The sequence below is a fragment of the Danxiaibacter flavus genome (assembly GCF_041060425.1).
In the GTDB taxonomy this organism is placed as follows: domain Bacteria; phylum Bacteroidota; class Bacteroidia; order Chitinophagales; family Chitinophagaceae; genus Danxiaibacter; species Danxiaibacter flavus.
Genome location: NZ_JAULBC010000011.1, coordinates 103,776 through 129,772, shown reverse-complemented (window position 1 = coordinate 129,772; position 25,997 = coordinate 103,776). Strand labels below are relative to the sequence as shown.

Annotated in this window: 24 protein-coding genes; 8 read left to right on the top strand and 16 right to left on the bottom strand. The window is 41.7% G+C overall.

Features of this window, described 5'->3' with window-relative positions; translation table 11 throughout:
* Positions 1-84 precede the first annotated feature (84 nt).
* From QTN47_RS25805 to QTN47_RS25790, 4 genes are all read right to left on the bottom strand, one after another.
* Positions 85-2,121, bottom strand: coding sequence for a beta-N-acetylhexosaminidase (locus tag QTN47_RS25805; protein WP_369332342.1), 2,037 nt, complete (start codon positions 2,119-2,121; stop codon positions 85-87).
* 20 nt (positions 2,122-2,141) lie between these two features.
* Complete coding sequence (locus QTN47_RS25800; RefSeq protein WP_369332341.1) at positions 2,142-3,917, bottom strand: SusD/RagB family nutrient-binding outer membrane lipoprotein; 1,776 nt, start codon at positions 3,915-3,917, stop codon at positions 2,142-2,144.
* 32 nt (positions 3,918-3,949) lie between these two features.
* Positions 3,950-7,474 carry a SusC/RagA family TonB-linked outer membrane protein gene (locus tag QTN47_RS25795; protein WP_369332340.1) on the bottom strand — a complete coding sequence of 1,175 codons (3,525 nt, stop codon included), beginning with the start codon at positions 7,472-7,474 and terminating at the stop codon, positions 3,950-3,952.
* A 415-nt stretch (positions 7,475-7,889) separates the two neighbouring features.
* Complete coding sequence (locus QTN47_RS25790) at positions 7,890-8,642, bottom strand: DeoR/GlpR family DNA-binding transcription regulator (protein ID WP_369332339.1); 753 nt, start codon at positions 8,640-8,642, stop codon at positions 7,890-7,892.
* A gap of 96 nt (positions 8,643-8,738) precedes the next feature.
* Here QTN47_RS25790 and QTN47_RS25785 point away from each other — a divergent pair, with 96 nt between their 5' ends.
* The 4 genes from QTN47_RS25785 (at position 8,739) to QTN47_RS25770 (ending at position 13,146) form a co-directional block, all read left to right on the top strand.
* Positions 8,739-9,545, top strand: coding sequence for an N-acetylmuramic acid 6-phosphate etherase (locus tag QTN47_RS25785; protein ID WP_369332338.1), 807 nt, complete (start codon positions 8,739-8,741; stop codon positions 9,543-9,545).
* A 287-nt stretch (positions 9,546-9,832) separates the two neighbouring features.
* Positions 9,833-11,092 (top strand): sugar MFS transporter, encoded by a 1,260-nt coding sequence (locus QTN47_RS25780; protein WP_369332337.1) that lies wholly within the window; start codon positions 9,833-9,835, stop codon positions 11,090-11,092.
* Complete coding sequence (locus QTN47_RS25775) at positions 11,089-11,967, top strand: N-acetylglucosamine kinase (protein WP_369332336.1); 879 nt, start codon at positions 11,089-11,091, stop codon at positions 11,965-11,967. Before QTN47_RS25780 ends, QTN47_RS25775 begins: the two co-directional genes overlap by 4 nt.
* Positions 11,968-12,045: 78 nt before the next feature.
* On the top strand, positions 12,046-13,146 hold the full coding sequence (locus tag QTN47_RS25770; protein ID WP_369332335.1) for an alkaline phosphatase family protein: 1,101 nt from the start codon (positions 12,046-12,048) through the stop codon (positions 13,144-13,146).
* A 185-nt stretch (positions 13,147-13,331) separates the two neighbouring features.
* Here QTN47_RS25770 and QTN47_RS25765 read toward each other — a convergent pair whose 3' ends face one another.
* The 7 genes from QTN47_RS25765 to QTN47_RS25735 all read right to left on the bottom strand — a co-directional run bounded on the left by QTN47_RS25765 (position 13,332) and on the right by QTN47_RS25735 (position 18,223).
* Positions 13,332-14,051 (bottom strand): VIT1/CCC1 transporter family protein, encoded by a 720-nt coding sequence (locus tag QTN47_RS25765; protein ID WP_369332334.1) that lies wholly within the window; start codon positions 14,049-14,051, stop codon positions 13,332-13,334.
* Positions 14,052-14,083: 32 nt separating this feature from the next.
* Positions 14,084-15,277: a DUF3570 domain-containing protein gene (locus QTN47_RS25760; protein ID WP_369332333.1), complete on the bottom strand. Its 1,194-nt coding sequence runs from the start codon at positions 15,275-15,277 to the stop codon at positions 14,084-14,086.
* A 20-nt stretch (positions 15,278-15,297) separates the two neighbouring features.
* Positions 15,298-15,522, bottom strand: a complete 225-nt coding sequence (locus QTN47_RS25755; RefSeq protein ID WP_369332332.1) for a DUF4266 domain-containing protein — start codon at positions 15,520-15,522, stop codon at positions 15,298-15,300.
* The gene (locus QTN47_RS25750; protein ID WP_369332331.1) at positions 15,519-16,472 is read right to left on the bottom strand and encodes an FAD:protein FMN transferase; all 954 of its coding nucleotides are present in this window, start codon (positions 16,470-16,472) and stop codon (positions 15,519-15,521) included. Before QTN47_RS25750 ends, QTN47_RS25755 begins: the two co-directional genes overlap by 4 nt.
* Entirely contained in the window at positions 16,453-16,896 is a 444-nt protein-coding gene (locus QTN47_RS25745) for a thioredoxin family protein (protein ID WP_369332330.1), read from the bottom strand. Before QTN47_RS25745 ends, QTN47_RS25750 begins: the two co-directional genes overlap by 20 nt.
* 18 nt (positions 16,897-16,914) lie before the next feature.
* Positions 16,915-17,361, bottom strand: coding sequence for a heme-binding domain-containing protein (locus QTN47_RS25740; protein WP_369332329.1), 447 nt, complete (start codon positions 17,359-17,361; stop codon positions 16,915-16,917).
* Between the two features lie 466 nt (positions 17,362-17,827).
* Positions 17,828-18,223 carry a hypothetical protein gene (locus QTN47_RS25735; RefSeq protein WP_369332328.1) on the bottom strand — a complete coding sequence of 132 codons (396 nt, stop codon included), beginning with the start codon at positions 18,221-18,223 and terminating at the stop codon, positions 17,828-17,830.
* Positions 18,224-18,842: 619 nt separating this feature from the next.
* Here QTN47_RS25735 and QTN47_RS25730 point away from each other — a divergent pair.
* The 4 genes from QTN47_RS25730 (at position 18,843) to QTN47_RS25715 (ending at position 22,186) form a co-directional block, all read left to right on the top strand.
* Positions 18,843-19,679, top strand: a complete 837-nt coding sequence (locus QTN47_RS25730) for a universal stress protein (protein WP_369332327.1) — start codon at positions 18,843-18,845, stop codon at positions 19,677-19,679.
* A 52-nt stretch (positions 19,680-19,731) separates the two neighbouring features.
* The gene (locus QTN47_RS25725; protein ID WP_369332326.1) at positions 19,732-20,559 is read left to right on the top strand and encodes a universal stress protein; all 828 of its coding nucleotides are present in this window, start codon (positions 19,732-19,734) and stop codon (positions 20,557-20,559) included.
* A gap of 80 nt (positions 20,560-20,639) precedes the next feature.
* Positions 20,640-20,900: a putative PEP-binding protein gene (locus tag QTN47_RS25720; RefSeq protein WP_369332325.1), complete on the top strand. Its 261-nt coding sequence runs from the start codon at positions 20,640-20,642 to the stop codon at positions 20,898-20,900.
* Between the two features lie 227 nt (positions 20,901-21,127).
* Entirely contained in the window at positions 21,128-22,186 is a 1,059-nt protein-coding gene (locus QTN47_RS25715) for a response regulator (RefSeq protein WP_369332324.1), read from the top strand.
* A gap of 25 nt (positions 22,187-22,211) precedes the next feature.
* Here the strand turns inward: QTN47_RS25715 and QTN47_RS25710 are convergent, their stop codons facing one another.
* From QTN47_RS25710 to QTN47_RS25690, 5 genes are all read right to left on the bottom strand, one after another.
* Entirely contained in the window at positions 22,212-22,643 is a 432-nt protein-coding gene (locus QTN47_RS25710) for a hypothetical protein (RefSeq protein WP_369332323.1), read from the bottom strand.
* A 128-nt stretch (positions 22,644-22,771) separates the two neighbouring features.
* A complete protein-coding gene (locus QTN47_RS25705; protein WP_369332322.1) occupies positions 22,772-23,215 on the bottom strand; it encodes an Hsp20/alpha crystallin family protein in 444 nt (147 codons plus the stop codon).
* 81 nt (positions 23,216-23,296) lie between these two features.
* Entirely contained in the window at positions 23,297-24,568 is a 1,272-nt protein-coding gene (locus QTN47_RS25700; protein ID WP_369332321.1) for a phospholipase D-like domain-containing protein, read from the bottom strand.
* Positions 24,569-24,650: 82 nt separating this feature from the next.
* Positions 24,651-25,064 carry an Hsp20/alpha crystallin family protein gene (locus QTN47_RS25695; protein ID WP_369332320.1) on the bottom strand — a complete coding sequence of 138 codons (414 nt, stop codon included), beginning with the start codon at positions 25,062-25,064 and terminating at the stop codon, positions 24,651-24,653.
* 277 nt (positions 25,065-25,341) lie between these two features.
* Positions 25,342-25,944, bottom strand: a complete 603-nt coding sequence (locus QTN47_RS25690) for a DedA family protein (protein ID WP_369332319.1) — start codon at positions 25,942-25,944, stop codon at positions 25,342-25,344.
* Positions 25,945-25,997 lie beyond the last annotated feature (53 nt).

Below are 25,997 nucleotides of genomic sequence, written 5' to 3'. Positions count from 1 at the left end.
GTCAAAAATCAAAGGCCCGTTGGAACTTTGTTTATAAAGCATCCAACACGGGCGTTATGTATTCTTCTTATTAAAACTTGTTTATTATTCAGCAGCTTGTTTTATTAATTTTTCTATCGGGTCAACAACCTGCAATTCACACCGACCGCCTTGCTGTCTTGCCGCTGCAACTATCGTAAGGCTTTGCTTCAACCAATCAGCATTTACCTTTTGTTTGTCATGTATATGTTGCAATGCATCCAGGCCCGCAGAAGCCAGCAGCGAAAGATTTTCAGACAACCCGGCTCCCTCCCGCAAAACAGGTGCATTGCGAAGCACTATTTTAAATTGTACATCATTATTCTTCCAAACCGTTAACCACTCCCATATATTTTTTTCAAGCTCAGGAGAGGGCTTTGCTAAAAAGCTATCAACCTGCTTGTTAAATACGCGGGGCAGTTCCTGATCGGGTGTAGCCACATCCGCCAATTTTGTAAATGGTGAAAACACGGTGTACATAGTGTCACCCTGATTACGTTCGTATATTTTTAGTGGTTCGATCACATTTACCAAAACTTCCAGCGCCTTTGTATCGTAGCTATTAGCCAGTTGCCGCATCATTGGCTGTTTATAGGCTATATGTTGCAAACCCAGCGCCTCAAGGTTTAGGCTGGTAATATTGAGGCGTCGGTACATGTCATCAATATTATTTACTGTTGCGGGTGACCATAATCTTTCTGCTATGGCTGCAGTTCGCGGCCAGATCCTGCTGTCAACAGTTTCAGCAGTTACCATCTCGCTCCACATAGTAGCTTCTCCCCCTAAAATAAGTTTCTTTTGTTCGCCGGTTAGGCGGGCACTATCGGGTGTGGGATCATTTACGTAGTGATATGATGCAGGTTGAATTAAGTCGATATAATAACCGTAGGAAAGTATGGCTTTATATCCCTGCTTCACAGAATTATAAAATGCTTCATTACCGCGCCAAGACTGTATAACAATATCCTTCGGCACACCGGGTTGAAATATTTCATCCCAGCCCATCATTATCTTACCCGTCTTACGTATAATTGGAAGAAGACGCTGGTTGAAATAAGTTTGCAGTGCCATATAATTTTTCATACCGTGGGCCTGCATAAAACTTTTAATATGCGGCGTACTCTCCCAGTCTTTGCCGGTATTTTCATCACCGCCAATATGTACATACGCGTCAGGGAAAAGCGATGCCATTTCAGTGTACAGCTTTTCAAGAAAAGGGTAAAGCTTTTCGTTGGTAGGGTCCATTACAGGATTAAACACGCCAAAGTAACGCTGTAATGTATAATCTCTTTTAACGCTTGCAAATTCAGGATACGCAGTAAGTATAGCAGTGGTATGAGCAGGCACCACAAATTCAGGCACCACTCTTATACCCCGCTGACCTGCATATGCAACAATCTCTTTTATATCTTCCTGTGTATAGTATTGTCCATCCGATGCAACCTTTTGCAAACGAGGAAACACTTTCGATTCAACTCTAAAACCCTGGTCATTGCAAAGATGCATGTGCAGCACATTCATTTTAACAGCGGCCATCCCATCCAGGTTTCTTTTCACCACATCCACCGGCATAAAATGCAAGGCAACATCGAGCAGCAGCCCGCGCCAGGCAAACCGTGGTTCATCAAATATTGTAACTCCGGGAAAATAATAACCATTTTCATCGCTGCTTACCAGTTGCAATAAAGTTTCCAGGCCATGTATAGCGCCAATATCGGTATTGGCTGTTATTACAACCTGGTTTTCATTGGTCGCAAGGTTATAGCTTTCATCCTCTCCCAGCTTTAGGTTGCCCTGCCGCTGAACGTTGATAAGTACAAGGGCATGCTCATTACTATCGCTTGCTGCTACGAATCCCTGCTTATCAAGAAAAATGCCTGTCTTGTTGCTTAAACGCCTTACAAAACGGCTTGCTTCGGCAAATAAACGGGCATCAGGGTGGCCTTTTACAGCCACCCTGGTACCTTCGTTTATTCTACATTTTTTTGAATTGGTTTCCAATTGTGATGGAACGGGCATTAAGCTAAATGCATTATTTACCTGTGCATCCCCCATTACAACCAACACCATCAACCCAAAAAGCAGTATACTTTTTCGAATCATTGTTACTTATAAATATTTACTTACCAGGGCTTGCCAGTACCCTGTAATAACCAAAACTTAGACCAGCAGCTGTTTGCCCCGTCAGGACCTACATAAGGAGTTGTCTCCAGCTTAGAAATGGCTTTGTTAGCGTTGTCTGTGTTATTTTGAATTTCTGTATTGTGATATGCAAAGCGCAAAGGTATTTGTTGACGGTAGGATGCCCAGCCAATTGTTAACGCGGGATAACCTGTTCTTCTCCAATCCATAAAGGCCTCGTTACATGCCTGCCATGAAGCAATCCATTTTTGCTCAATGATTCTTTGCAGCGTATTGTTAAATGCAACAGATGGCTGTGCTATATAGCTGCTATAGCTTTTTACGCAGCCGGAGTAGCCATCCACATCTGATTGATACTTTGCAAACACCTGCCAGTCATCGAATGAAGCCTGTATGCCCCTGTTATACCAATCTTCGGCAGTTCCGCCTTTTACGTTCCAGCCCTTTAATGCAGCCTCAGCAAGGTCAAAACAAATTTCAGTGTAAGAAGCCAGCTTTTGCACCAGTAACGGGCCACTTGGGTTGTCATAAATATCTTTCCTCAGATAAGATACATAGTTATTGATAGAAGTAGACTGTGTACCAGTACCATTGATGTTGTAGGAAAAATCGTTATTGCTGTAGCTGATAGGTACGCCTACATATCTTGAAGATGTATCATACAGACCCCATACAGAAGACAACACAGCACCATAAGGTCTGTCTGTTGAATAAGTAGCCGGGTTAAACTGCTTAAAATGTGAAGCTGCTGCTGCCGCAGGATTAATATAACGAATGCCATTCTCCAGGTTAACAAGCGTTGTGTTATCGCCAGCCGCAAACTTGCTTGCGTCTACCACTGATGGCGTTTGTATAGGCTCGGCCATTATTACAATGCGTGGGTCTTGTAAATCTTTCAGCCTCATGGTAAGTGTGCCGCTCATTTTATTTCTGTCATAGCCTGAACGGCTCTGGAATTTGCTGGCAAACTGGTAAGATGTGCCTGCGTCTATACCAGGCAAAGGCATAGAAAAATCGTCCCCATTATCCTGGAAAACCTCTCCCGAAATAGCTTCAACATCTGCCTTTACATCTATTTTTGACGATTGACGCATGTAGTATCTTAATAGCAATGAGTAGGCAAGTCTTTTCCATTTCGCAGGGTCGCCACCGTAGAACACATCAGATGATCTTGTTGCACTGGTTATTTCTTTGTAATCATCTGCGTTTCCTTCAAAAAAAGGTATCGCAGCCTTTAGATCCCTGATCACGCGTGCATAGATCGCATCCTGCGCATCAAACACAGGGAACTGATTTTCGCTGCCATCCAGGTCGCCGTTCAAAGCCAACGAATCTGGTGCATCTCCCCAAAAATCAGCAATATTGCCATAGTTAAAGGCACGCATAACCATTGCAACACCCTGGTGAAACTTCCAACCATTTTGCTGCGCTTTTACCAATAAAAATTTATTATCTCTTAATATAGAATAATTGGTACTCCAGTCCATTGGACTCCAGGCATATTGAGAAAATGTATTTCCCCAGGCATCCTGGGCCGTTTGCTGCATAGCGCCGGATAGTTGACCGGAACCTAAATTACCATACCACATAGCCGATTGTGTAAGCACGCCTGCCATAAGATAGTCTGCAGACGCCTTATCAACAGTTATATTATTTGGGTCGCTGTTAAGAACTGTAAACTTTTTACACGAAGCGCCCAGCAGCAATATGGTCAGGAAAACGCATATGGCTGTACCAAAGTTTATTGCGCCTTTCATCTTGTATTTTTTATTTTTTTTAGAATAGCGGTTTAGAAACGAACATTTAGTTTTATACCAATTGGCAATGTCCATGGGGTTATATTATACCTTTCAATACCCTGTCTGAACTGTGAGCCATTGCCCTGTGCACCGGTTTGGAACTGGAAGGCCATTTCCGGATCTATACCCGCCTTGGCTTTTGTCCAAAGTAAAATGTTGCTTGAATAAACACCTACTGAAATGCCTTGCAGTTTTAGCCTGTCAGAAAAACTCTTAGGCAATTGAGCAGTTAACGTAACCTCTCTTAGTTTAAGATAAGATGCATCGAACATGCTCATACGTGCATAAGACCAGCTTCCTGTAACAGCATCCTCATAGTTATCAAACTTTGTTGTAGCTGGGTCGCCCAGGTTTTCGACGTAACCACCGTTACCATCGCTGTACACACCGGGATAAAACGCACCATCGTTAATGGTAATGTTACCATTGGTTGTATACGGGAAGCCACCTGTTTCAGTAGTCGGGCCGCCCACCAGGTTAAACATTGCCAGGTTGCCATTGATTTTTATGTATTTGTCCGGGTTCGATTTAAGGAAGGCTGGGATATTATCTTTAGCGCTGGCTGGAATAGGTATACCCATATTTGTTTGCCTTGCCATAGCTGCATCAGACTGCAGGTAGCGGTATGTTTGAGAGAAGAAGGTGCCACCTAAACGCATATCAACGCTGGCGGAAAGGGTAAACATCTTCCATTTAACAGCTGTTTGCATACCCATACGTAGTTTAGGGTTGAAATTGCCCACCACTTCTTTATGCTGAAAATCTCCGTTACCATCTTTCTGCAAAGAGCCGCCGGTACTCAGTAAAGGCCAGCCATAATAAGGCGATGTTTTATCTGTTACTGTAGCAACCTTGTTATCCCAGATCTGACCCAACTTTCCATTGCTTATAACCTGGTTACCATTTTTATCAAACATATTAGGAATTGGTTGACCTTTTGCATATGTCCATGAGCCGCTGTTGCCATCCTGCCAGAAAGAGAAGTAAGGTACACCGGTAGCAAGCGACATAATGTAAGCGTCATTTTTGGTATAGTTAATACTTACATCCCATGTCCAGTCTTTGCTTGATATTACAGTGCCGCCCAATTGAAGCTCAAGACCCTGGCTGCGTACAAGGCCGGCGTTAATTTGCCTGCCGGAATATCCTGAGGAAGCCGGTGTGTTGATAGATAAGATTTGGTTCTTGTTATCAGACCTGTAAACGGTACCCTCAAAACGCAGGCGGTTATTAAAGAAGCCAAGATCAACACCTAATTCAGTAGAAATAGCCTGCTCTGGTTTCAATGTAGGATTTTTAAGTTTTGGTGAAGTTGATTGTGTAACAATTCCGCCAAAGCTGGTTATACCGGCGGTGCCGTACAAGTTATACGGGTCGGTATCCTTACCCACGCTGGCCCAGCCACCACGAATCTTGAACAGGCTTACAGTCCTGCCCATATGAAGCATCTTGTTCACCAGCAGGCTTAATGAAGCAGATGGATAAAAATATGAGTTATTGTTTTCAGGCAGCGTGCTCGACCAATCGTTTCGGCCTGTTAAATCAAGGTAAGCAAGGTCTCTAAAACCTAAAGAAGCTGTTGCGTACAAGCTGTATACAGCCTTTTGAGAATAATAGGATGAACTACGCAGGTTTGCCTGGGCAATGTTAGACACGTTAAAAAACTCAGGAGCAATGATGCCTGCCTTTGAAGCAGAATATACCTGGTTAACGGATCCATAAACATACTGCAGGTTGCCGCCGGCAGATGCTGAAAAATCAAAGTCGCTGGCAAAAGTATTATGATAGGTAGTTAAAAAATCTGTATTGCTTTCCGTATTCATAATATTGGTTAGGCCATAGTAACCGTTCTTTTCATCATTATAGCTCTTTGATATTTTTGTTTCGCGGTTTTCATATGCAAGATCCTGCGAGTAACGTACAAATGCGCTAAAGTGCGGGTTAAACTGGTAGCTTGCCTTAAGGTTACCAAACAGGTGGTTGCGCAAAAAGCTGTTTTTAACCTGGTTAAGCGTAAACCAGGGGTTATTATCCCCGTTCTTTGCAGGGTCCAGCACGTCCGGGTTTTCATCAACGCCTACAGGGGGCAATGCTTTCATTTGCTGTACGCCTGGTGACAACCAGTAATTTTTTAATTGCCTTACATCAACACTCGGGGACAGGTAAGCTACATCTTTTAATACACCGTTATTACCTGCTACCACATTATCAGCCGATGAACGGGTGTAGTTAATGGAAGAAGATAACACCAAACCGCTGTTTAACTTATGCTCAAAATTCAAAGCAAGGTTGTTTCTTGATACACCGGTTGTAGGTACAATACCTTTATTGGTCAAATTGGTAAAAGAAAACCTGTAGTTGTCTTTATCCGTTGAGTTTTCAATAGAAATACCGTTGGTAGCAGTAAGGCCGGTTTGCACAAAGTTTTTAAGATTGTTATGACTAACCATAGGCAATGCTTCATAATTTCCGTTTGCGTCTTTAGGGCTGTTCCATTGTATAGCGTTAATGCCCTGGTTTAAAGGTGTGCCAAAACGGTAAGTATCTGTGCCTGCTAAATCCACTATTGTGCCCTTCCAGCTGTTAAAGCCGTTAGGGGTTGTATAAGGGTCAGTTCCTACTGTATAAGACTGGTTTGTTGGCAGATAATGATAAGGCACGTCAAACTGAGTGGTTGAGTTGATCGTTACGCCAAGGCCTTTCGATTTTTTGCCTGATTTGGTAGTAATGATTATAACACCGTTACCCGCGCGCGAGCCGTATAATGCTGCTGCACTCGGGCCTTTAAGAATTGATACACTTTCAACGTCGTTGGGATTAAGGTCACTCATCGCGTTACCATAATCAACATCATTATTACTACCGTTGTTTACGCCTATATTGCTAAGTGTATTTTTAATAGGAACCCCATCAATTACAAATAATGGTTGGTTATCGCTGTTTAAAGAGCGGATACCACGTATAACCACACTTACCGATGCTGTTGGCGAAGCGCCCGTAGCACTTACGGCAACACCGGATACTTTACCGGCCATAGAGTTAAGCGCGTTTGTTTGAGCCACGCGGTTCATATCGTCCCCTTTGATCTGACCCACGTCATAACCAAGCGACTTTTTGGCCCTGGTGATACCAAGCGCTGTAACCACAACACCGGAAAGGTTGTTGTTTTTACCAGCCTGCATGGCTGCGTTGATAGTTGTTTGCCCGTTTACTGGTATTTCCAGTGTGTCATAGCCAACATAGGTAAATACAAGCACAGCTTGCGGGTTTGATACGTGAAGCTCAAAGGCTCCCGCTCCGTCAGTGGTGGTTGCGTTTTTCTTGCCTTTCTCAAGTACAGTCACGGCAGGCAGCGGCGCATTGCCATCTGTGACCTTGCCTTTAATACTTTGGCCTTCCTTCCTGTTACCTGCTGAGCCATCTTGGGCAATAGCCAGGCTACAGGCAAAAAAAGTGAAGCCTGACAGCAGCAACAGCCATTTCAGAAATGACTGATGCGTGAACTTTTTAGTCATTTGATTTAAAATTTGCAGTTAGTGAATCATAGTCACAGCAAACATTATTGCCGTGCAACTATGGGGATACGAAAATTTATTGAACAGTGTTTACATAAGTTTTACAGCATAGCAACCGTCTCCATTATAAAATATTCAGCCAGGTTTGTCAGCCCGTTAAAATCAATATTTCACGCTTCATCATAGGGTAATTATTGTTGGTACGAATCTTTTCTTTTCGTTTATGATGTTTTGGCTAATCGTTTGTTCGGGATAAATTTAGACCGTTCTCATAAGCGTCCATTCCAGAAAGCTTTCCATGTTTTGTACAAAATTATCCTGTCGGTAGAACTATGAATTTGCTATCGTCATGAGTGAATAGTCAATAGTGAAAGTTTTCTTACAATGCACTATTTAAATATTATCACTTGGTTATTTATAACAGCACAGGCTTTTCAGCACCGTTATACTGTGCCAGCATAGGGCTATTGGGTGACAGTTCAGTTACCAGGTAATCAATATCTTTTATATCGGCTATCTTAATACGCTTTACCGAATTAAATTTTTCTGCAATGGTTACAACGGCTACTTTTTTTGCAGCTCTTATCATTGCCTTTATCACCTGTACCACTTCCCAATCAGAATCAGTCAATCCGTGTTCCTGCGATATGCCATTTGTACCTATTATGCACAGGTCGGGTTTAATATTTCCAATCTCATATATTACGCTTGCTCCTGTGTGTATGTTAGCGCTTTTGGCAAGCCTGCCACCTATTGATATCACTTCTATATTTTCATGTTCAGCCAAAGCCAGGGCAACCTGGGGACTCACTGTTAAAAAAGTTGCCTGCAAATCGGCTGGTATTTTTTTGGCAATTTCCATAATAGTGGTTCCACCTTCCACCAATATCATCATGCCTTTTTTAAAAAGCCCTATCACCTTATCAGCAATAACATGCTTGGCCTCAAGTGCGTAAACCGGGTTTTGACTGTTAAACGGGTAATGAAAAGTTTTACTCATTGCGCCGCCATGCACTTTTAAAATCAATCCCAGGTCAGACATTTCATTCAAATCTCTCCTTATCGTGTCTTCAGAAACCTGCAGCTTTTCGCTCAAATCTGTCGAATACACTTTGTTATGAAGGTTTATTTCCTTTAAAATGATCTGATGTCTTTCTTCCTTAAGCATGCTTGTTTGTCCGATTGTATACTAAATATATAACTTTTGCGTTTATTTGCATGTTTTTTATATAAATTACAGAAAAAAACTGCAAAATCTTTTTTTATGATAAAGATTACTGAACAGGCATCCATCCATAGGAGCCTGGAAACCAAAACAATAGAGGAAATAACGCTACTTATTAACCAGGAAGACGCAACGGTTGCATACGCGATTAAAAATGCATTAACGCAGATTAATGCACTTATAAGTAATATAGTGGAACATTTAAAGAATGGAGGAAGGTTATTTTACCTGGGAGCAGGTAGCGGGGGAAGACTATCAGTATTAGATGTTATTGAACTGCCAACGACTTTCGGGATTGAAAAGGGCATTGTGAATACTATTCTTGCAGGCGGCGTAGAACATTTGGTGGAAGCCCGTGAAGAAATGGAAGATAATTATATGGAAGGCTGGGACAGGCTACAAGCAGAAAAAGTATCATCAAAAGATATTGTAATTGGTATTTCGGCCAGTGGAACAACGCCCTTTGTGCTTGGTGCGCTTGAAGTATGCCGCGAATACAAAATAACTACAGGCTGTATTGTAAGCAACCCCAACAGCCCCATAGCAGCTGTTGCAAATTTTCCGGTTGAAGTGATAACCGGCCCCGAGTTTATTACTGGCAGCACCAGGATGAAATGCGGTACCGCACAAAAAATGCTGTTTGACATGATCAGCACCACTACCATGATACAACTTGGCCGTGTAGAAGACAATCAAATGGTAAATGTATTGCTGATAAACGATAAGATAACCGACCGTGCAGTTAAAATGCTGATGAATAAAACCGGACTTACCGATTATAATGAAGCAAAAAAAATATTACTTGAGCACGGCAGTGTTAAACTGGCAGCAGATTACCTGCGATAAACAAAGTAGGATTTACGAAGCCTGCCCGTATAAATACATTCAGGCGGGTACGAAGTGCCCAGTTTTAAACTTGATCGGCTTTGCTCAGCAGGCTGGTGTTCGACAAACAATCTCTGGCCTCCTCCGGCTGTTTCTCCGTGTAACAAAAAAAGGTTACACAGAGCGCACTGAGTAGACACAGAGCTGCACAGAGCTTTGCGAAGAGTATTATCAGCAAATGTTTCATCAACGTACAATAATTAGACAACATCGAACTCCCTTTATACAACCATAACGACGCGATACATATGAAATTATTCAACAAACCCATTTTTATTATAGGCATGCTTTTTTTTGTATTTGGCTTTGTAACGTGGCTTGGTGCTGTATTAATACCCTACTTAAGAATAGCCTGCCAGCTTAATGACATCGCTGGTTACCTGGTGGCTTTTTCATTTTATATTTCTTATGCAGTTATGGCAATACCTGCGGCGAGTGTTTTGCGGTTAACAGGATACAAAAAAGGCATGAGCATAGGATTGCTTATCATGGCTGCCGGCGCGGCGTTGTTTATTCCCGCAGCTTTTATACGCTCCTATCCCCTTTTTTTAACCGGCCTTTTTGTGCAGGGCACCGGCCTCGCCATTTTACAAACCGCATCAAACCCATATATAACAATATTAGGTCCGCACGAAAGCGCCGCGCGACGTATCAGCGTTATGGGTATTTGCAGTGGCATAGCAAGTGTTATTGGGCCATTGTTAATTGGCGCTGTTATTCTACAGGATGCTGATGGCGTTAAGGCGCGTATAGCTACAATGTCTGCCGCGGAAAAAACAATTGTTCTTAGCGACCTTGCACACCGGGTAATAGTACCCTACTTAATTATTGTAGTGGTACTTGTTTTTTTAGCCATGCTGGTATTTTTCTCAGGCCTGCCCGAAGTTGATGCAGATGCTGAAAATGAAACAGTAGCATCAGCCAATAATAGCAAAACCAGCATTTTCCAGTTTCCACACCTGCTCCTTGGCGTATGTACTTTGTTTCTTTATGTGGGAGTTGAAGTAATTGCAGGCGACACCATTGTTAACTATGCCTCATCACAAGGCATCTCCCTTTCTGTTGCAAGGTTCTTTGCCAGTTGCACGCAGGTATGTATGCTGGCTGGTTATATCATTGGCATTATCGCTATTCCGAAATACATATCACAGGTAAGGGCATTAAAAATATCTCCGGTGGCAGGCCTTTTGTTTGCAGGCATCGCACTCTTCACCAACGGACTGGTATCTGTTACTTTTATTGCGTTGCTGGGGCTTGCAAATTCGCTTATCTGGCCTTCTATATGGCCCCTTGCTATTAATGGTCTGGGCAGGTTCACAAAAATTGGTTCATCATTATTGATCATAGCCATTGGGGGTGGTGCTATTTTACCGCTTGTGTATGGTTGGCTCGCGCATATTGCCAGGCCACAACAGGCATACTGGCTGGTAATACCCTGCTACCTGAGTATTTGGTTATATGCTAAGACTGGACACAAAGTTGGTTTATCTTTAAAACACAGTGCATGATACTTGTAGCTGACAGCGGCTCTACCAAAACAAACTGGTGTCTTATTTCCGCAGAACATAAAAAATATTATTTTGATACCGAAGGCTATAACCCCTATTTTGTAAACCCGCAGTATATTACCGGTTCTCTATTGCCATGCTTACCGCAAAGCCTCGACCCGCAAAAAGTAACCAGCATTTACTTTTATGGTGCTGGCTGTTTTGATGAAAAGCTGCATATAATTAACACTGCGCTTAGCGGCATTTTCACCAATGCTTCCATACACGCAGGATTGGATTTATTGGGTTCGGCAAAGGCGCTTCTGGGCGATAAACAAGGGTTCATTGCCATATTAGGAACCGGCACCAATAGCTGCCTGTATGATGGAACCAAAATAACGGCAAACATAGATTCACTTGGTTACCTGCTGGGTGACGAAGGAAGCGGTTTTTATATTGGAAGGAAAATACTTAGCGATTATGTAAGGGAGTATATGCCATTGCCCGTGCGGGAAGAGTTTTTTACAACCTATGTATTAACCCGCGAAACAATCATGGAATTGGTGTATTCAGAAAAATTGCCCAACCGTTTTTGCGCCCAGTTTACCAAATTTATTTCAACAAGCATTGCGGATAAAACTTATACCCATGACCTTATAAAAAGTGCGTTTACTGATTTTTTTGCCAACCTTGTCGCCAGGTATGAAAATTATCAACACTATACCTTTAACTGTACCGGGTCTATTGGTTATACATTTAAGGATATATTGACAGAAACCGCTGAAGCGTTCGGTATGCAGGCAGGAACGATAATTAAACGACCGATAGAAGGGCTTGCTGATTATCATGCACAACAGCTTTTTTCAGCCATACCGGTTTGCCCGCAAGCTTCATGACGGTAACATTCAAAACAGCGGCAAGTTACCGCGAAGATTTATGTACTTTTTTATGCATTAACTTTAAAACCATCTCGATTGAAACAGATTTTATCCAACAAAATATTCCGCATTTTTTTAGTAGCCGGGTTATTCACCATAGCCAATTGTCCGGCAAAAGCACAATCTCACAAAACAGAAAACGTGGTTATTGTAACACTTGACGGAATGCGATGGCAGGAGGTATTTGGCGGAATAGATGCTGCCCTGCTCAATAATCCAAAGTACACAAGAGATAAAGATAATTTGGAGGAGCATTTCGGTGCTGACGTTTCATTAGATAAAAGAAAAAAGCTATTCCCTTTTTTCTGGAGCATAATAGAGCAAAATGGCCAGCTATATGGCAACCGGAATGTTGGCAGCAACGTAAATGTAGCCAATCCATATAAAATATCTTACCCCGGTTATAACGAAATGCTTACTGGTTGTGTGGACACAGGAATCAGTAAAAACGATAAAATTCCCAACCCCAACGTTACCATTCTTGAGTACATCAACAAGCAAAACAAATTTGCGGACAAAGTAGCAGCATTTGCTACATGGGACAGATTCCCTTACATACTTAACGAAGACAGAAGTGGTATATATATAAATGCTGACGATGATACACTTTCACTGTCTTCTTCTACTGCAGCGATGTATAACTCAATTAATAAAATAACACCAAGGCCGCTGGGATGCAGGCCTGATCTTATTACCTATCTGTATGCAAAGGAATACATGAAACAAAAGAAGCCGAAAGTTTTGCTTATTTCCTTTTTGGAAACAGACTATGCGGCACATAATGGTATGTACGATTTGTATATTACAAGTGCACACGCAGAAGATGCAATGATTGCTGACCTGTGGAACACCTTACAGCAAATGCGTGAGTATAAAGATAAAACCACATTGATCATAACCTGCGACCATGGAAGAGGCGATAAAATCAAAGAACAATGGACTTCTCATGGTGGCCTGATAGATTCCGGAGGAACATGGATTGCGGTTATGGGGCCCGACACCCAGGCTCGGGGCGAAGTACATACTGAAAGCCAGTTATACCAGAAACAAATTGCACCAACAATCGGGAAACTGCTAGGTCTCGATTTTATGCCCAAAGATTCAACTTCATTGCCAATAAAGACAATCGTTCAATAAATAAATTCAACAAGAAATCTACCAGCAAGATTTTGACCAATAAGCTCGTAAATTATTCATTTACGAGCTTTAAAATTCGCTGGATCTGGTTATTTTGCTGATCTCCGGAAAGAGGTTTTACGGGGTACAGACTTTTCTGTTTAGTTCACCACACTTCAAAATCATAGATAAATCCTCTACTGCAGTTACACTGAAACCCCAAACAAGTAACCCACCCCGGCTGTTATCACCATCGCCAGTGTTCCCCAAAGCGTTATTCTGATAACCGCCTTCCTGATATCTGAACCACCGGTTTTCGCAGCAACAGCGCCCAATATCATCAGAAAAAAGATCGAGCATACATACAACGAGTAGTGCATGTTACCAAGCGGAAAAAAGATAGTGATCAGGAGGGGCAGAATGCCACCAGAAGTAAAAGCAGCGCCTGATGCAAGCGCCGCCTGAATCGGATTGGCCTGGGTAATCTCGTTTATACCCAATTCGTCCCGCAAATGTGCTTCCAGTGCGTTTTTTTCGGTTAGCTCACGTGCTACAATTGCTGCCGTTTCCTTTTTTAGCCCTCGTTGCTGATAGATCTCGGTTAATCGCTGCAGTTCGATTTCCGGCATTTCTTCGAGCTCTTTTTTCTCCCGTTCAATATCGGCCTTTTCCAAATCAGTCTGCGAGCTAACAGATACATATTCGCCGGCGGCCATGGAAAGCGCCCCGGCAACCAATCCGGCCAGCGCCGCCAGCACAACAGGTTGTCTTGCGCCGCCGGCACTGGCTACACCGATCGCAATACTGGCGACAGATAAAATACCGTCATTAGCACCCAACACTGCGGCGCGCAGCCAGTTGCTTTTATGGATATAGTGATTATCTAAATAACTGTCCAGACCTTTATTTTCAGTGTCACTTTGCATAGTCATAGTATTAGGCGTTTAAAATATTACTACTACTTAATCTTTAAATTTAATGAAATGATATTGGCATTCATTCCTGTAGTTTTAAAATAATGCCCATACCGCAATTCAAGCATGGACAGCGATTGAATACCTAAAATACCATTCGCCGGCGTTAGCCTGATACCTGCACCCACAAATTGGCTATTGAATTTGGACAGATCATAATTGCTGGTATAGTATCCATCTGCCGCTGTATGTGCGTGGTAGCCCGCAAAATATTTTACAGCTGTCTGTGTGTAGTAACGGTAGAATGGACTAACAGACACAAAAGGCGAGATTTTTACCGGCACCTCAAGATCGATGGTATTTGCATGCAGCTCCCAGCTGTCGGTATAATACCTGTAATAGGCCCTTACAATTATCCTGGAGGATACAAAATAACTGGCCCGGAAACCCAATGGTAACTTTAACCTGTTATCAGGCATCTTTTCCTGATGCACGGTACTATCGGCAAAGTACACCCGATGGAACGGAAGTCCCAAATAGCCGTTCTGCCGGACCAGATCTGCCAAAAACATTACCTGAAGCCGGGAGTTGATAATTTGCGCATAAGACAAAGATGCCGCAAAAGTATTTCTTGGTGTTACAGGATAATCTTCGTGATAGTGACTGTTACTTTCTGTCCTTAATTCAACTGGCGTTACCAAACTTACCTGGTCAAGATAAACCTGTGCTTTGGCCGCAAATTCACCCATTTTATTTTTAGTTTTTTTAGCAAACATAAGATTTGCACCAAAGGAAGAATAATCAAATTCTTTAGACAAAGATACCCCGGCGCCAATCGTCTTGCCGTTGGTTTCATCCTCTTCATTCCAGGTAAAAGATGGATAAACCCTTGTATCTGCATGCGAAGCAGAACTGTTTGCTTTCAGATCAATCCTGTCGGAAGATGCTGAAGTGTAATGATCTACACCCAGATCCAGGAGAAAACTATGCTTGCGCTTTTTTTTATCATACCGGATCAGTTTCACATCGATAAAGTTAGACAGATCGGATAGCTTTTCCGTGCCTATACCACCTGTAACCGCTGAATGATCGCCGTTTTGCTGATAATAACTTGATACAAAGTTTATTTCTTCGAGCTTCAACTTTCGCGAAACAAAGCCAGTGTCTGTATTACTGCTCTGACTAAATGATTGCATCCATGCAAATAATGCCGCTGCTGTAAAATATATTCTCTTCATCGTTTCATTTTTATGGGTAATTAATTACAGCCGCAACCTCCGCCACTTTTGCCCGCATTGGCACCCGAAGCGCCCTCGCGGTAAGATTGAAAATTCAGTTCTGTCTTTTCGACCTTGCGGTTTCCTAATACCATTTCTGCATCGTTAAGTTTATTTTTCTGGTATTCTTTTACTACGGTACACGAAGCAAATGAGAAACCGAATAATACTATTAATACTGATGTAAGTTGTGCATACAGTTTCATCTGATTTGAATATTTTTAGATGAATAAATGTTGTTATAGTCATCGATAATGATGCAGGCTATGCCATGCATCTGATTGATCAGGCCGAGCCCCGCTTTCACTCCCATTACACTTACAGGTGTTGCCATTGCATCCGCTATTTCTGCATTGGGACAGATGATAGTGACGCTTTTAATACCTGAGACAGGAAGACCAGTTTTTGGATTGATGGTATGAGAATAACGCTTCCCGCCTATCACAGCGAACTTCTCATAATTGCCGGAAGTTGCAATTGCCATGTTGCTGATATTGAGGTATGAAAAGGGAAGCGAAGCATTGTCCGGGTCAGCAATGCCAATGGTCCAGGGTTTGCCATTGGCCTGCATTCCCCAGGTGCTGATATCACCGGACGCGTTGATCACGCCGGCAACAATGCCCTTTCGTTGCAACAGCTGCCTGGCCATTTCTGCGGCATACCCTTTACCAATACCGCCAAACCCAATCCGCATGCCTTTTTCTTTTAACAGCACACTGCAGTTTTCTTTGTTGAGTACAATGTTGCGAAAATTAATGAGCCGCACCATCGATTTTGCCAACTTCGGATCGGGTAGCTTTGTCATGGTTTGATCAAAATTCCACAGGCTTTTATCTATCGAGCCAAACGTAATATCGAATGCGCCATCTGTCAACACGCTAATGCGGATACTTCTTTCTATAAGCTCATAAACCTCCCTGTCCACTACCGTTGCCTCAACGCCTGCGTTCCTGTTGATGAGATTAGTTTGACTGTCGTTGTCAAACGTCGTGAATAATCTTTCGATTCTCCTGATTTCTTCAATCGCAAGTAGGATTGCTTCATTTGCTACCTCCTTCTCTTCGCAGACGACTGTTATCTCGAAAGCATTCCCCATCAACCGTTCTGATCTTCTAAATTCCTTTAGCACGCTCAATTCATTTATAGTAGGCTGCATAATTGTTTACAATTTCCCTGGTAAATTCAGCAGGAGTACATGCAGGCAATCCGTTCCATGATTTTAACACCTTACCATCTCCATCCAGTAAGATTGTATATGGAAAGGCACCGTTTTGATTGTACTTGTCTGCCAGCCACTCATTTTCCTTTTGAGTCGCTTCATCCGGCTGATGTTTTTTTAGCCTCGGAAAGTCGGCATTTAAAAACACCAGTAAGCTGTCTCCTGCCTTTTTAAAGTCGTCATTCTCAAAAAACTCTTTATGCATTTTTATGCATGGAATACACCAGTCTGAACCGGAAAAGTTCAGAAGAATTAGCTTATGCATTTCCTTTGCTTCTTTTTGAGCACGCTCAAGCAGCGACTGACCATTAGCCAGCGTAAAGGTTAATGCGCAGCAGGCCATCAATATGATTTTTTTCATTATAATTATTTTAAAACCTTATCTGATTTCGTTTTCCAGTGAGGTTGCCCATTCAGTTATTTCATCCTGTTGCTGTTTTGATAGCTTTGCGTTGGTATGAATAAGTGTGTACGATGATAACGGCATTTCTCCCTCTTTAATGGATTTAGTTATCTCGTGAAGTTTTTTCTTTTTCTTGTCTACTGTATAAAGATTAAACTCATCAAAATTCAGCTCCTCTTTACCTTCATTTACATGACCTGATAACCACCATGCGATTGGCTGGATATTGTTGTACCAGGGATAGCTGGTATTGTTGGAATGACAGTTATAGCATGCCGTTTTTAAAAGCGTACTCACATTCTGAGGAACGGCATAGTGCTGTTCTATAGCATTAGCCTGCACCTGAGATGAAATGTTTTTTTGCGGACGAAAAAACTGAATAATAATAAATACCGCTGCAATTAGCATAATCACCTTTTTCATTATGATCATTTTTTATTCTTTCTTTACTGCATTATTTATTCAGCAGCCAGCAAGCGTTATGCGCCTCAGGCGACATAGTCCGTGAAGTTTATCTTATCGCGCCGGCTACCACATTCTAAGAGCAAATATCTTATCAGTTTTTTTGCACAATTTTCTTCCATTTGTTTCATGCCTGTAAAACCTGCACGGTTCGCCTATAAACACCCGTTACACGTTTCATCTGCAGGCTCGGAAATAAGACCGGTAAGGTGTCCAAAGCTTTGGAATGCGCCATAAAATGCCAGCGGCTCAGGTAAGCAGAACATCCCGCTATGTCAGAGATAACCGCTACACCAGCGCCGGCATGCTCAACTGTTGCTGAGATAGCGACCTGTTAACAGTATGTATATACCATAAACGCTAAACCTGTGTCGGCATAACACATTAAAGACAAAATGAAATGGGCAAAAAGCTAATTTTCCTTTTTTTATAGTATGGATTGGCTGATATCCGGGGGTTGCCAGATAGAAGAAAGGTGTTCGTAGGAATATCGGGAAGAAATTTTAGGGTAATCGATCCTGGTTTCTCCGATAGCTATTTCAGGAGTAACTGCAAGTGGTACAGGCAAGGTGTAGGACACAGATGCTAATACCGGATGGACCGGCAACTTAAAGGGCAACTGCATGTCTCTATCATAATCCGCATCCCGTGGGCAGCCATGCATATAATGTTCATCAAGGAACTGCAGGATAGTGATAGACTTATTTTCCTTTTGATGTTCCTGGAAATGTTCAACCAGTACCGGAATCTTCAACAACTCAACTAGTTGGCTGGTGGAGACGAGATACAAGATAAAAAACAATATGCTTGCTGCCTTTCGCATTATTTCAAAGATATTTATAAAATGGCATCATGCCGCATTCCTGTAGAAGGATTTTTCGGGTATTCGGATAATTATTATGATAATGCACACAACCCAAAACATAGAAATAGACTATTATTTATCCCTTTCTGGTTTCTGTTTTCGTACGTCTCATTCCCCTGCCGTTCTGTTAAAAAAATGAACAGGCTATTGCATCCAACAGATTTTGATCTGAATGCAGTGAAGCTGCAATGCCAGGGATCAAAAAATACAGGTCGTCATTTATGATAATTGGCAAGAGGGAAAAGAGTATATCAGGTATGCATCGCAACATATTTGCTGCCTTTGGTTATGCAAAACCGAATAATCAATTCCTTCTCCGGAACAGGTATGTTTCGCATCTCAAATTGTTGTCTTTTATACTTTTATATTCAATAACATTATGAAATTTATTTTTTCCAAAACCTCCGGGCTAAATTCGTTATACAACCCTCGCCAGGCCAGGGCATACGCACACGTCGAATATATTTTCCAACCGGTTTGTTGACGGGCGAATATGATTGATAACAATCACTATTGCCACTAACGCACATCATTAAAAAAAGCTTCTCTGTTGAATAGTTTTATTAAAAATTTTCTTATGCAGAAGATTTCAGTTGCGGTTGATGCTGTTGATCCGGACAGAAACCAGCTGGCTTTTGCATGCTATCTTGCCAAACTTACAAAATCAAAAATAACGGGCGTTTTTCTTGAAAATATTGTGGCGGAGGAAAAGCCGGTAATTAAAACAACTTCCGGGCGGGCCTACCTGGATTGGGCTGTTAATGAAAGATCCGGGAAACATCAGGCTAAGATGTTGGCCATTGATAATAATATTCAATTATTTATGCAACACTGCGCAAATGAAGGTGTGTTGTGCAATGTGCAAAGAAAAGAAGGTGTACCTTATAGGGAAATGAAGGACGAAAGCCGCTTTGCGGATGTAATTGTTGTTAGCTCAGAAACCTCATTCAAAAAGCATTACGAAGGCGCTCCAACCGCTTTTGCGCGTGATGTGCTGGCACATGTAGAGTGTCCCGTTTTTGTTGCTCCCACAAGTTTCCATGGCATAAAAGAATTATTCTTTGCATTTGATGGTTCAGCGGCAGCTATGCATGCAATAAAACAATTTTCTTACATATTGCCTGAATATGCCAATCACAGGATTACAGTATTACATGCGGATGACGACGCAGAATGGATGATGACTGGCTATGATGGCTTTGTAGACTGGTTGGACCACCACTATAATCATATTGAATTTGTTACATTAAAAGGGCAGGCAACTTTTGCACTCTTTGATTTCCTTATCGATAAAGAAGATTTTTTACTACTAATGGGTGCTTATGGAAGAAGCAGCCTTTCCCGTTTTTTCCTGCACAGTAAAGCGACAACATTATTGAATACACTTGCCCAGGCAATGTTTATAGCTCATTAACTCATATTGATTGTTCATTAATTCATTCTGCTTACCTGTTAAATGAATATTTATGAAAACGATTATTGCTCTTACCGATTTTTCTGAGAACTCATTAAACGCCGTGAATTATGCTGCTGACATGGCATGCCTCATTCGTGCGCGCCTTACAATAATGAACGTAGTGCCGCTTCCAATGAGTGGCGCTGAAGTTCCCGTTCCTGCATATAATTTCCAGGACCTTGATGATGATGCCCAGGAGGAACTAAAATTGCTCAAACAAAAAATTGAGGAGAGAACAAACGGACACATTATAGTGCATGCTGAAATCAGGCCTGGCAACCTGCTTCCCATGCTAAAAGACTATTGCGAAATGGTTAAACCTTTTGCAGTTGTTATGGGCGAAGAAAGTGCGGGAGCCCTTGAACGCACGTTACTTGGAGGTGCTGCAGTTTCAGCATTGAGGGACATCTACTGGCCGGTAATTTTTGTACCGTTTAATGCGACGTTCGAAGGCATCAAAAAAATCGGGCTGGCCTGCGATCTCAAAAAAGTGCATGAAACAGTGCATGTTGAACCCATAAAAGCCTTTGTTAAGGAATTTGATGCAGAATTGCATGTGGTAAACATTTCGGATAATGGCCAAAATGCGTTCGATGACAAAGCCGTATTGGAATCTATGATCCTGCAGGAAATGCTTGGCGAGCTGAATCCAAAATACCACTTCATCAGCAGCAAAGACACCGACACAGCCATCCAAAAATTTGTTGTGGAAAAAGATATGGACATGCTCATGTTAATTCCCAAAAAACATCTTTTTCCAGGCACAATGTTTAAAGCGCGGCATTCAAAAGAACTGCTTCTCGAAGCTGAAGTACCCATTCTTTCAATTCATGCTTAGCTCAAACTGTTATCCATGCAACCTTATATTAAAACATTCTCTGAGATTGGCATAACCGACACTGGATCCGTAGGAGGTCCATGTATGTGCTGTCTGATGTGGCGAACAACGGAGCTGTAATGAAAATGATAAGCATGATGATCCATACAGCCAAAAAGTCCGGCTCAAGGATCGGGCTTTGCGGCCAGGCGCCGAACGATTTTCCGGAGTTCGCGCGCTTCCTGGTTGAGCAGGGTATTGATAGCATTTCATTTAATTCGGACGCTCTTTTAACGGCAATTAAAAATATCGTTAAGGCGGAAGAGGACTTTGCGGGAAATAATATTCAACTGGTGTTGTAGGCATAGCACGTTTCCTGTTATTATGCGGCAGAAAAATTTCTGCCGCTTTCTTTATGTACAAACGACGAAAAAGTATTTATTGCGGCCCTAATTAACCCGGCCTAAAATTTGTGCAAACGTGCATTTTTTTTTATATTAGTGACTAACGATTGAAGCAACATTACCCGCGTCAGCGATGTTTCCATGGGCACTCAAATTGTTATAACCTTCCATAAAAACTGAATGCTATGAAAAAGATCCTGGTGATTGAGGACAACGATGACATAAGGAGCAACACGGCCGAAATACTTGAATTGTCAAATTACGAAGTAATTACAGCAGAAAACGGTAAAATCGGCCTGGTTAAAGCTTTGGAAATAAAACCGGATCTGATCATTTGCGATATCACTATGCCAGAGTTAGATGGATACGGCGTAATACATGCGGTTCAGAAAAATGAATCAATAATGAACACCCCCTTTATTTTTCTCACGGCACGGACAGAACGAAGTGATTTCAGAAAGGCAATGGATCTTGGTGCTGACGATTATTTAACCAAACCATTTAGCGGAACAGAGTTGCTCAATGCAGTAAACGGCAGGTTAAGGAAAATGGAGGATCTGAAGCGAAACCTGGCTCCCGGCCTGCAGAACATTCAGGACCTTCTTGAAATGACCGGAAGCAAAGATGCGATGGATTCGTTTACCGAGGGGAGAAACGTGAACAAATACAAAAAGAAGCAAACCATTTACACAGAAGGAAATCATCCTAACAGCTTATACTTTATTGTAAAAGGAAAGGCTAAGGCGTATAAAACCAATGATGATGGAAAAGAGCTTGTAACAGAGCTGTACGACGAAGGCGATTTTCTTGGGTATGTTGCGTTGCTGGAAGGCACAATATACAAAGACACTGCAACGGCGATGGAGGATTCAGAAATTGCCATTATACCCCGCCACGACTTTGATGAACTAATAAATCACCATCCACAGATAGCAAGAAAATTTATCCAGCTGCTGGCCCGCAACGTATCTGAAAAAGAAAAACATCTCGTGAGGATTGCCTATAACTCGTTGCGTAAGAAGGTAGCCGATGCCCTGCTGATAATAATAGACAAATACGATGCAAAGATGGAGAATAAACAAGTGATAGATATAAGTAGAGAAAATCTTGCAACAATTGCAGGTACTGCCACCGAATCACTTATCCGCACCCTTACAGATTTTAAATCCGAACGCATCATTGATATAAATGATGGCCACATTATTGTTTTGGACAAGGCAAAATTGCAGAAAATATATAGCTAACCCAATGGCTTCGTAATGCAAGTTTTTAGCTGTAAACGTTGTTAAGTAAATATCTGTTGAATTCTATTTTCAGCTGTGAAAATTCTTTTTCAAGCAAGCTGATATGTTTGCGGATATTTTCCAGTTTATTGTGAATGTTGGTGTTTGCTGTATTATCGAAATCGATGTCAGCAAATATTAATTTATCAATTTCTGCGAGATCATTTCGCAATACGTTGATCGTTTCGTCTTTCTTTACAAAGCAGTTCTGAAAATCTTCAATATTTGATATGTTTACGTTATTGAAGCTGCCTTTGAGTATTTCAATCAGCCTGTTTTTAAGAAAGATGTTTTCATCCATCATAAATGCAAGCAATCTCTTCCACATATCGATTTCATACTTTAGTTGGTTGATTTTGATCTGTGGCATCAAGAGCGATCCGGGTTGTTCATCGTTTTCAACTGTTCTATTGTTCATGCTGCACTGATTTTAGTGTTATTAAAATTGCCATCAAAAAAAGACCGTTTGGAAAGTGCAACGCCTGCCGTTTTATAAGGCCCCCGCTAGCATGAGAAGTAAACGGGGGCCATTGTGTTTTAAGGGATTTATTTGACTACTATTTGCTTTGAAGAAGCTTTCTTTTGCTGATCGTTTCGTGGAAGGCTTATCTTTAAAACGCCGTCCGTATAGCTCGCATCTATTTTGTCTGTCTGAATTTCGTCCGGCAGATTAAACCTCCTGGTGAAAGAAGAATAATTATATTCTTTCCTTGTGTAATTTTTATCTGCCTCCTCTCTGGAGTCTTCCTTTTCGGAACTAATAGTCAGCATATTTCCATCGACACTGATATTGAAATCTTCCTTTTTCATTCCTGGCACGGCTACTGAAACAAGATATTCATTTGCTTCTTCTGTTATGTTAACCGCAGGAGCCTGCAATGTCCGTCCTGTAACGTTGCCATTGTCAAACCAGTCGCTCCAGGATTTGAAAAAGTCATCGAATAAGAAGGGTCTCCTTTCGGTGAACCCTGACAGTGCTCGAGTTGCCATAAGAACCTCCTTTTTTTGTGTTTTAGATGAGTGATGTGATACAAATTTATTTTCTGTTTAACCCATGTACGAAGATGTTCATCAGTACATGCGCTGAGTGTGGTCATCAAGAATTATGTTATCAGCAAAAAGTGTATGTGCTTTTGGAGGATAATTGTGTCGCTTGAAATAAAACGTAAAAACCCTGAAGACAATTCTAAAAATCCTGTATGAAATCCAGCGTATCAATTGTTCAAAAATATTGGTGGTGTAGTTGTAACCCGGAGCTGTAATTTTTATGCAGTCTTTCTGTATAATGTTATCCAGCTCGAGCCGTGTTTGCCTGGAAAACGCAGGCTGATGTACATCCAGGTTCAGTTCAATGCTTGCATAGGTACTGATATCATTTATATTATATGACCCAATTGTCATCCACTTGTCGTCACAAACAGCAAGCTTACCATGCAACACACTTTTCTGGTATTCAAATATCTCAACACCTTTGCGTAAAAGCCAGCCATAAAGCCATCGTTCGGCATGTTTAACAAGATGTACATCGGAAATACCTGTTGTAATTACTCTTATATTAACACCTTTTTTTATTGCAAAAGCAATATTTTTTCGAATGGCTTTCCCTGGTAGAAAATAACTGCTTAGAATGGTAACGTTGCTTTCTGCGTGCCGAAGCATGTTAATGTAAGTTCGCGAAATCTGGTTTTTCCCATGCACCCAATCGTTAACCCTCATAATGATGCTGAGGCCGTCGCATACAGATGTAAGATCTCCTGTTTTTACGCTTGCCGGTACGGATGTAATTGTTGTAAAATCTGAAGGGTTAATTTCCCACATATCCCGGCAATACGTCGCTAATTGAGCAGCGATATCTCCTTTAACCAATAAGGCAAAATCCAGCCATGCGGAGTGCGTGGGCAAATCGTTGTAACGGTCGGAAATATTAATTCCACCTACCAGCGCAATATTTCTGTCCGCCACAAATATCTTGTGATGCATCCGCCTTCCAAAATAGAAATACCGGCTTTTGAGCACAGGTTCAAAAAAACGGAAATAAATACCCGCATCAATCAGGGACTGCACAGATTTCTTCGACATAACCTGTGATGCATAGCCATCCGCGAGCACGTATACGATAACATTTCTCTTTACGGCTTTTTTTAAAGCAGCTGCTACCATGTTTCCTGTGTCATCATCATCAAAAATGTACGTCTGCAGATGGATGATATGCGTAGCCTCATTGATCAATTTTATTAACAGGGCAAAATACTCTTTTCCCCCATGAACGAGTTTCACACCGCACTTTCCGATGATGCCGGGTTCGGCCTTTTGATCATTATGGTTAGCTATTCCGGCGTCCATGTCCATCGTCTTTCGTTACTAACTACGACAATAGTACCCATTCCCTAATTGGGGTGGGAAACCTGCACTTCACAGGGCTTGTCTAATACACAATCAGTCGTTCAATGTCCTGGCAGACATGATCAACATTCTTAGGGACTAATATGACCAGTATTCCATCCTTGAGCTCAGCTGTCATAAATTGACTGTCAGCATCGACAGGAAGCACAACCTTTGTAAACAGATTGCCTTTTTCGAAGTCTTGCAAAAGTATTTTGGTACGTTGACGATCGCCCCGGACGGGTGGGATCTGAATTGACAGTATGTTGTTGTAGCAATAAATCTTTATATCCTCTTTTTTTACTCCCGGAACAGCCAATTCAATTTCAAAACAACAGTCCTTTTCGATAAGATTGATCGGAGCTTTACCCGGTGCTTTTATAGCTTCGTTTTCCGCAAGCATTCCTGATGCGTTTAATGGAACATATTCACCCGGATATATAAAAGTGTCTTTCATAACCGGTTCTTTTAAGATTGAGAAAACAAATCGACAATATAAAAATACAATTTCGTAAAGCAACAGTTAATGATGATGGTAAGCATCATTAATGATTGCCATCATACCTTCATATCCTTGCTAAATAGGCCTTGTTACTTCATGTTTTTGCAAATGTCTGACACCGCGCTGGGCAATCTGACCCGCAAGCCCTCGCTCTGAGGACTGAAGTTCGCTAAAGAGGCTTTCTACCGGTATACATGAAAAATCATTTTCGTTTACCATAGACACACTATTTCTATCCGTCTTTTTTATTTGCCACCCATTTTTTTATCACAATGAAAACAATAACAGTAATACATGCCATCGATGCTACAAATGTTATGTGCTGCGTTAAATGTAACTTCTGTAAACTTTTTGCAAGCTGTTTTTGAAACAACATACCAACAACAATGTAAAACGCAACATATAGCCCTGTAGCAATAGAATTTACAATAAAGAAGAGCTTCCATGAAATACCCACTGTAGCTGATACAACAGGGCTTAAAAATCTAAGCTTAGGCAAAAGAGCCAGTACAAACAAGGTGCTTTTTGCATTTTTTTTAAGGTTTGTTCTGAGCCTTTTCAATACACCACTGCTCACTTTGCCAATTGTTTTTTTTACGACTTTGCTGCCTTTTAAAGAGAGGTAAAAAAATACGTTATCGGTTGTTAGAAGTGCTACAACAGAAACGGCGCCAGCAAGCAGCGGATTCAATGAAGAATGTGTGCATATATATCCCAGGCTTATGAGTGATACTTCTTCCGGTATGGGTGTTAACTGTTCCAGCAGGGCGAACCAAAAGAAGATGCCGAGATATGAAAAGCTGTAGATGTATGCAGATAAATCGCTGTGCTCCATAATCGCGGTACAATGTAACTAAAATTAACCAGCAACGGAATTTTGCATGTAAG

Coding starts and splice junctions, on each gene's coding strand:
- QTN47_RS25805 (WP_369332342.1), bottom strand. CDS start 2,121: ATGATTCGAAAAAGTATACTGCTTTTTGGGTTGATGGTGTTGGTTGTA.
- QTN47_RS25800 (WP_369332341.1), bottom strand. CDS start 3,917: ATGAAAGGCGCAATAAACTTTGGTACAGCCATATGCGTTTTCCTGACC.
- QTN47_RS25795 (WP_369332340.1), bottom strand. CDS start 7,474: ATGACTAAAAAGTTCACGCATCAGTCATTTCTGAAATGGCTGTTGCTG.
- QTN47_RS25790 (WP_369332339.1), bottom strand. CDS start 8,642: ATGCTTAAGGAAGAAAGACATCAGATCATTTTAAAGGAAATAAACCTT.
- QTN47_RS25785 (WP_369332338.1), top strand. CDS start 8,739: ATGATAAAGATTACTGAACAGGCATCCATCCATAGGAGCCTGGAAACC.
- QTN47_RS25780 (WP_369332337.1), top strand. CDS start 9,833: ATGAAATTATTCAACAAACCCATTTTTATTATAGGCATGCTTTTTTTT.
- QTN47_RS25775 (WP_369332336.1), top strand. CDS start 11,089: ATGATACTTGTAGCTGACAGCGGCTCTACCAAAACAAACTGGTGTCTT.
- QTN47_RS25765 (WP_369332334.1), bottom strand. CDS start 14,051: ATGCAAAGTGACACTGAAAATAAAGGTCTGGACAGTTATTTAGATAAT.
- QTN47_RS25760 (WP_369332333.1), bottom strand. CDS start 15,277: ATGAAGAGAATATATTTTACAGCAGCGGCATTATTTGCATGGATGCAA.
- QTN47_RS25755 (WP_369332332.1), bottom strand. CDS start 15,522: ATGAAACTGTATGCACAACTTACATCAGTATTAATAGTATTATTCGGT.
- QTN47_RS25750 (WP_369332331.1), bottom strand. CDS start 16,472: ATGCAGCCTACTATAAATGAATTGAGCGTGCTAAAGGAATTTAGAAGA.
- QTN47_RS25745 (WP_369332330.1), bottom strand. CDS start 16,896: ATGAAAAAAATCATATTGATGGCCTGCTGCGCATTAACCTTTACGCTG.
- QTN47_RS25740 (WP_369332329.1), bottom strand. CDS start 17,361: ATGAAAAAGGTGATTATGCTAATTGCAGCGGTATTTATTATTATTCAG.
- QTN47_RS25735 (WP_369332328.1), bottom strand. CDS start 18,223: ATGCGAAAGGCAGCAAGCATATTGTTTTTTATCTTGTATCTCGTCTCC.
- QTN47_RS25730 (WP_369332327.1), top strand. CDS start 18,843: ATGCAGAAGATTTCAGTTGCGGTTGATGCTGTTGATCCGGACAGAAAC.
- QTN47_RS25725 (WP_369332326.1), top strand. CDS start 19,732: ATGAAAACGATTATTGCTCTTACCGATTTTTCTGAGAACTCATTAAAC.
- QTN47_RS25720 (WP_369332325.1), top strand. CDS start 20,640: ATGTATGTGCTGTCTGATGTGGCGAACAACGGAGCTGTAATGAAAATG.
- QTN47_RS25715 (WP_369332324.1), top strand. CDS start 21,128: ATGAAAAAGATCCTGGTGATTGAGGACAACGATGACATAAGGAGCAAC.
- QTN47_RS25710 (WP_369332323.1), bottom strand. CDS start 22,643: ATGAACAATAGAACAGTTGAAAACGATGAACAACCCGGATCGCTCTTG.
- QTN47_RS25705 (WP_369332322.1), bottom strand. CDS start 23,215: ATGGCAACTCGAGCACTGTCAGGGTTCACCGAAAGGAGACCCTTCTTA.
- QTN47_RS25700 (WP_369332321.1), bottom strand. CDS start 24,568: ATGGACGCCGGAATAGCTAACCATAATGATCAAAAGGCCGAACCCGGC.
- QTN47_RS25695 (WP_369332320.1), bottom strand. CDS start 25,064: ATGAAAGACACTTTTATATATCCGGGTGAATATGTTCCATTAAACGCA.
- QTN47_RS25690 (WP_369332319.1), bottom strand. CDS start 25,944: ATGGAGCACAGCGATTTATCTGCATACATCTACAGCTTTTCATATCTC.